The sequence below is a fragment of the Limnohabitans sp. B9-3 genome (genome assembly GCF_002778325.1).
GTDB classification, from domain to species: domain Bacteria; phylum Pseudomonadota; class Gammaproteobacteria; order Burkholderiales; family Burkholderiaceae_C; genus Limnohabitans; species Limnohabitans kasalickyi.
In genome coordinates this window covers 1-5,265 of record NZ_NESI01000017.1, presented here as the reverse complement: position 1 = coordinate 5,265, position 5,265 = coordinate 1, and the positions used below count along the sequence as shown (strand labels likewise).

At 48.0% G+C, this 5,265-nt stretch carries 5 protein-coding genes; 2 read left to right on the top strand and 3 right to left on the bottom strand.

Annotation, left to right across the window (positions count from 1 at the left end; genetic code table 11):
- The first annotated feature begins 146 nt into the window (after positions 1 to 146).
- Positions 147 to 371 (top strand): hypothetical protein, encoded by a 225-nt coding sequence (locus B9Z42_RS15995; protein ID WP_100134420.1) that lies wholly within the window; start codon positions 147 to 149, stop codon positions 369 to 371.
- Here the strand turns inward: B9Z42_RS15995 and B9Z42_RS15990 are convergent.
- Genes B9Z42_RS15990 through B9Z42_RS15980 form a run of 3 tightly spaced genes read right to left on the bottom strand, consistent with a single transcriptional unit; the run spans position 368 to position 3,002 of the window.
- On the bottom strand, positions 368 to 1,315 hold the full coding sequence (locus B9Z42_RS15990) for a hypothetical protein (RefSeq protein ID WP_143474114.1): 948 nt from the start codon (positions 1,313 to 1,315) through the stop codon (positions 368 to 370). The two genes, B9Z42_RS15995 and B9Z42_RS15990, sit on opposite strands and share 4 nt — an antisense overlap.
- 38 nt (positions 1,316 to 1,353) lie before the next feature.
- Positions 1,354 to 2,379 (bottom strand): HNH endonuclease domain-containing protein, encoded by a 1,026-nt coding sequence (locus B9Z42_RS15985; protein ID WP_158235980.1) that lies wholly within the window; start codon positions 2,377 to 2,379, stop codon positions 1,354 to 1,356.
- A 5-nt stretch (positions 2,380 to 2,384) separates the two neighbouring features.
- The gene (locus tag B9Z42_RS15980; protein ID WP_100134417.1) at positions 2,385 to 3,002 is read right to left on the bottom strand and encodes a bifunctional 2-polyprenyl-6-hydroxyphenol methylase/3-demethylubiquinol 3-O-methyltransferase UbiG; all 618 of its coding nucleotides are present in this window, start codon (positions 3,000 to 3,002) and stop codon (positions 2,385 to 2,387) included.
- A 151-nt stretch (positions 3,003 to 3,153) separates the two neighbouring features.
- On the opposite strand from B9Z42_RS15980, the gene B9Z42_RS15975 reads away from it, so the two are divergent.
- Positions 3,154 to 4,833, top strand: coding sequence for a recombinase family protein (locus B9Z42_RS15975; RefSeq protein ID WP_100134416.1), 1,680 nt, complete (start codon positions 3,154 to 3,156; stop codon positions 4,831 to 4,833).
- Positions 4,834 to 5,265: the final 432 nt, after the last annotated feature.

Sequence of the window (5,265 nt, the reverse complement as noted above, 5' to 3'; positions counted from 1 at the left end):
CGCCAAGAAGTGGACGATGCCGGTGCAAAACTGGAAGCCCGTGCTGAACCGATTTACGATCCAGTTTGAGGGAAGGATGCCGACGAATTAACACTCGCTCCGTTTACACAAAATTCGGGACACCCTCCATCAGCGAGGTCAAACAGATGCGCAAGGCTCAGGGCTACTTTGTTGGCGGTCGCCGAGCCTTCGGCTTTGATGTGGTGGACGGAATCAAAGTTCCAAATGGAACCGAGCAAGCCTTGATAGCCGAAATGAAAGCGAAGCGAGAGAGTGGTTCTAGCCTCTTAGCCATTCACCGCTGGCTTAACGAGGAGCAAGGCGTCAAGTTGGCCTATTCTTCTATTCGGCAGGTTTTACTAACAAGCTAAAACGGAGGTGGAATTACTGTCGCCCAGTAATTAAATTCAAGAATGTTCTTCTTTTGAATCAAGGTTAGGCTAGGTGCATCGTCAAATGAGATCTTCCAAAAATTCAGCCTCTCCTCGTAGTTCCCACTGCCCTCCCACTCAATGACTGCAATGTCTTTATGCCCGTGTTTGGCAATCACTTCATTCAGATGTGTGTCTAGGCCAGAGTAGCCAAAAACAATAATTGATTCTGATTCAGAGAGTGCTCGATCAAAGCGTTTCCAGTACTCACTAAGAATGTCTGAAGTCTGAATTACTGAGGGTTTATGTGTCACGTGGGTCAGAACAACGTGGCACTCTTCCTCTGCCTCTAAAAAGTCCCTGCTGGCACCTCCGCACTTTTTGTTGCCGACAAAAAGAGGCGATCCGTGGAGATGAAGGAACCAGCTCAGATTCGTTTGTTTTGTTCCGTATCGATCTAAATTTTTTGGTGAAAACTCATCCAAAAAACCATCAATCAAAGTCCCACTGTAACCATCCATCACCTTTGTTCGAAGAAGAGGGTCGTAAAGCAAATTGTCATAGTTCAACAAAGCTACGTGTGATTTGGAAGTCTTGATGAATTCGACCAATGGATCAAGGAATCCGTCTGGAAGTTGCTTGCCACTTCTGTGAAAGTAATGACTGGTTTGATGAATAAATTTTTTGAATGCAGCAACTATCTCTCTTGAGTTTTCATTAAGCCAAGGAGCCTCTTCAGTTTCATATGCCTTCAACAGCTCTGATGCAAATATGGCTACTTGAAGTTCATTAAGCTGATCTTCACTCTCAGGATAGACCTCATCAGAAGTTCCTGGCAAGGCCGTTTGGATTAGTTTTTTTTGATCTTTTGAGAGAAGATCAGAATCATTCCAGACGCTGTAGAGTGCTGATTTCAGTTGAAAATAATCGGGGTCGAGTGCCATACCCAGACCATTTCCAAAAATAATTGTGGCCCTATCACTCATAAGAAATTACCCAACGAAATCAGCTCGGGCTCCCAAGCGGTTTGAGGATTGAGCTGTACCTCTTGATAGATTTTTGATAAAAACCCCACACGTTTCTCCGTTGTGTTGCCCGTCTGGTTCATCAACGTTTCTCGCAGAGGGTGGTGGCTACCAATCAGAAATTCGTTCCGTAGATGCAAGCGTTCTAACAACCGTAAGGAGGGGATGCGGTCAAACTTGCCACGTGGGCCTCTATTGCAAGACTGGCAAGACAAGACCAAGTTCCAGACACCATCGAGGTTCAGATGCAGATTTGACTGCTTGAGCTTATGTGGAAAGAAGTGGTCTACGTCAGTATTGAACTCTTCACCTAAGAGGCGAAGATCTGCAGCGCAATAAAAACATCGACCCTTCTGGTATCCATTCAAGGCACCCCGACTACTTGTAACGGCCTTACGCCGTTTGGCCGAATCAAAAGTGAAGATCTCACCCAGCTCGTGATCGTGTTGAACAACTAGGTGGTTCGCTGAAATGCCTAGATTCCACGCCGTCTCCACCAATCGCCAGCGAGAGTCGACCTCTTGGGTGATGTTGGCGACTTGTATGCCTTCCGCCAGCTTCGAAAACTCATCTGTGATTCGAATGCCTTTGTTAGTCTTGCGCTCGTCAATAAAGAACTTGTGCAACACCGTGCTGGTGCCGATATTGTGAAATGCATCAATGACGTCTTGGAACCCACTAGCGACGGTGGCTTTCACAAGCGCATCGAGGTTTCCGTCTGTGTTGTAGCTCTGAACACTTTGTAGGAATTTTCCAGGCCTTGTGCCTTGCTTTGGTGAATGACTGATGTGCGCTGCAATCGCTCTGCCAAACACTGGAGCTACGTCTTCCAGCTTTACTAACTGTCCTGCTTGAGGGTTGAGCTGGAGCAAAGATTCAGCCAGAGCGAATTTGTAGGAGGCAGAGTTTTGACCGTAAAGGATGATTCCACGCCAGCAGTCTTCGACTGATGGATTTGCAGGAATGAAGGTCACAGCTGCCATCGGTCTTAGGCGTTCGTTAATTCCATCAAAACGGAAATCCATTCAACCGAATCACGTCCCAGACTATCGGCGTTGTCCCACTTAGAAATCAAACTAAAACCAAGTTGCTCAAAGATAGTTTGAAGTCGATTGGATTGGTCGGGGACAAATAGCCGACCGTTAGCGTCCCTGTTTTCAGTCACCACGTCCAAGCGTTTGCTTGGAACGGAATAAAGAAGTCGTCCGTGACTCTTAAGGCACCGTTTGATAGATACGGCTGCTGGAACTAGCTCGCTCTCGGGGATGTGCATCAAGACTGCCGAGCAGAGAACGCCATCAAAGTCACCGCCAAACGGAGGCTCAAAGTTTGGCAACGCAGCGTGAAGGACTTTGCCTTTCAGCTCGGGGTGAAGGCTTTGGCTCAGGTCTACGAACTCAGGAGTGGCATCGACACCGAAGCACTCGTGGCCTAGGGAGGCTAATAAAGCCAGATCTCGGCCCGACCCACAACCGATATCAAGAAGCCTAGATCGGGGCTTAAAAGCCTCTGCGAAGCTATCAGACAAGCTGCTAACCACGGACTCATACCGCACCGCAACTGTCTGAGCGTTTTCGGAGTAATAGTTGACGGTTGCAATGTCCATTTCGAGCTTTAAGCGTTTGAATAGTCCGAGAAAATAGAACTCAGGCAGAGCCTATTTGATTCTGGTTCTGGGTATCGTAAGCCATCCTAAAGTGGGCAGAGCTTGCCCCGTAGACTATGTCGGCTAGAACCCCACGAGAGGTAAAACGCAGATGGCAACCAAGACCAAAAGTAAAGCTGACCAGACTCTTCACATTTACACCCGTGTTTCAACGGCTGTTCAAGCAGACAAGGGCACTTCGCTCGATAGTCAATTGGCGCTGGGCAAGAAAAAGGCAAAAGAGCTCAAGTTCGAATTCGAGCATTGGAACGAAGGGGGGAAGAGCTCTCACCACGAAGACATCCAAGGGCGTCCTGTGCTCTACGAGTTGTTTCAAGCAATCAAAGCAGGCCAAGTGAAGCACCTCTGGGTCTACGACCAATCTAGGCTATCAAGGAACGACCAAGTCGCCTCCATCTTTCGCTATGAGCTAAAAAAACAAGGCATCACTCTCTACATAAAAGATGGTCAGTTCGATCTCGCAGTTCCGTCAGACAATCTTCTGCATCAAATGCTCGATGCCGTTGCCCAATTCGAGAACTCCGTAAGAGCCGAGCGCTCACGAATTGGTAAATTGATGAAGGTGAAGGCTGGCTGTTGGCACGGAGGCGTTCCACCCTTTGGCTATGAAATCAGCAAGAGCAAGCTAACTGAGAACAAGGCAGAGTCCAAGTGGGTCAAGTTCATCTTCAAGCAAGCACTGAAAGGTAACTCAGTTGCATCCATAAAAAAGGAGCTTGATTCCAACGGAGTGTTAGCTCGTCGGGGTGGACTGTGGACACTCGGTTCAATTGAATCGCTAATGACCAACACACACTATCTCGGTCGCTACATCTACACCGATGGCGTATCAGGCGAAAAGGTCGAAGTCTCCTGCCCCAAACTGGTCGATGAAGTCACTTGGAACTCCATCAACCTAGAACGCAAGAGAAAGGCAAGTCGAAAAGACCAGCAGAACGCCACGACCAAGAACTTCTACCTCCTCCGAGACTTTATGGTGTGTGGTCATTGCGGACGCAAGTTGGCTGGTCGTATCAAGCCCGCCAAATCAGAATATATGTACTACTGCCCGAATAAGGAAAGGGCTTGGGTAAAGGATGGGGAAAGCAAGACCCACTATCAACGAGGGACAGGGTGCGGATTCGATAGAGCGATGAACATTCAACTTACTGACAAAGTGGTGTTCGATACGGTTGTTCAGCTTCATAAAGATTCAAGCATCCTCAAAGAAGCTGTGAAGAAGCGGGTTTACGCTGAGCACGGCATCAAAGGAACCGCTGCCTCTGCCGAGGAAATGAAAGGCTATGAGCGCCAGCTACGAAAGTACGAAACCCTCTTTCAAAGCCTACAAGAGTCCATCGGCAACCTTGAAGCGAACCGCATCCTCAAGCGAATGGACGATAAGGCATACAAGACTGCCGTGGCTCGAATGAACGATGAAGCCGACCGACTGAAAACCGAAATCACGAACCTACGTCTCAAGCTCAGAGGCGAAGCCGAGAAGAAGGAGTGGGTCGATTGGATGGACAACTTCGGGGTGGAAATCGAGGAGAAGAAAAAGCTGACCGACGAACAGCGCCAGCTTTACTTGAAGGGTTTGATTGAAAAGATTGAAGCAAAGTTCAATCGCAAGACCCGTGACCACGAACTCGAAATCCACTTCCAGCACCCCATCGTCGGGGACGGAATCAAATACAACGACCCCAAGGTAAAGGCCAAGGGTTACAAGCTCTTAAAAGGGGCAAAAACGACCCAAATAAGGGTGGAAAAGAGGGATGGCAGGGGAAAGTAAATTACCCCCTAGCCACCTTACTCGACGGTGGCAGACTAATTTTGTTTTGACCATCACTTAAAGCCATACCCGCTATGGTTTTTTTTTGCCGTATGACTTTTGGGTCATTTCAGCCATAAAGGATCTGGAACCGTTCTGGATGGAATATCCAAGCTTTTTGTTGCTTGGGTCGGTGTAGACCAGTTCATCCCCCACTAAGGGCACGTGGAAGTTGATTTCTAGCCAATGGGTTTGATTGTCGATTATAAAAACGTCTATGGAGGTAAGCAACCCTTTAAGGGCTTCTTTGCGTTGCTCTGGCGTGAGGGCGTGTCCTAGATTTTGTGTAAACGGTCTAATGGCAGGAAACTGCCTTCATCTTCAAAGGAAGAGAAATGACCGTAAGCAACGAACTCATAGACCGCCTGTTGGCGGATTACAAAAAACCTGAAG

Bases quoted from the DNA above. Each gene is read 5' to 3' on its own strand.
- B9Z42_RS15995 (WP_100134420.1), top strand. From the start codon at position 147: ATGCGCAAGGCTCAGGGCTACTTTGTTGGCGGTCGCCGAGCCTTCGGC.
- B9Z42_RS15990 (WP_143474114.1), bottom strand. From the start codon at position 1,315: ATGGCACTCGACCCCGATTATTTTCAACTGAAATCAGCACTCTACAGC.
- B9Z42_RS15985 (WP_158235980.1), bottom strand. From the start codon at position 2,379: ATGGCAGCTGTGACCTTCATTCCTGCAAATCCATCAGTCGAAGACTGC.
- B9Z42_RS15980 (WP_100134417.1), bottom strand. From the start codon at position 3,002: ATGGACATTGCAACCGTCAACTATTACTCCGAAAACGCTCAGACAGTT.
- B9Z42_RS15975 (WP_100134416.1), top strand. From the start codon at position 3,154: ATGGCAACCAAGACCAAAAGTAAAGCTGACCAGACTCTTCACATTTAC.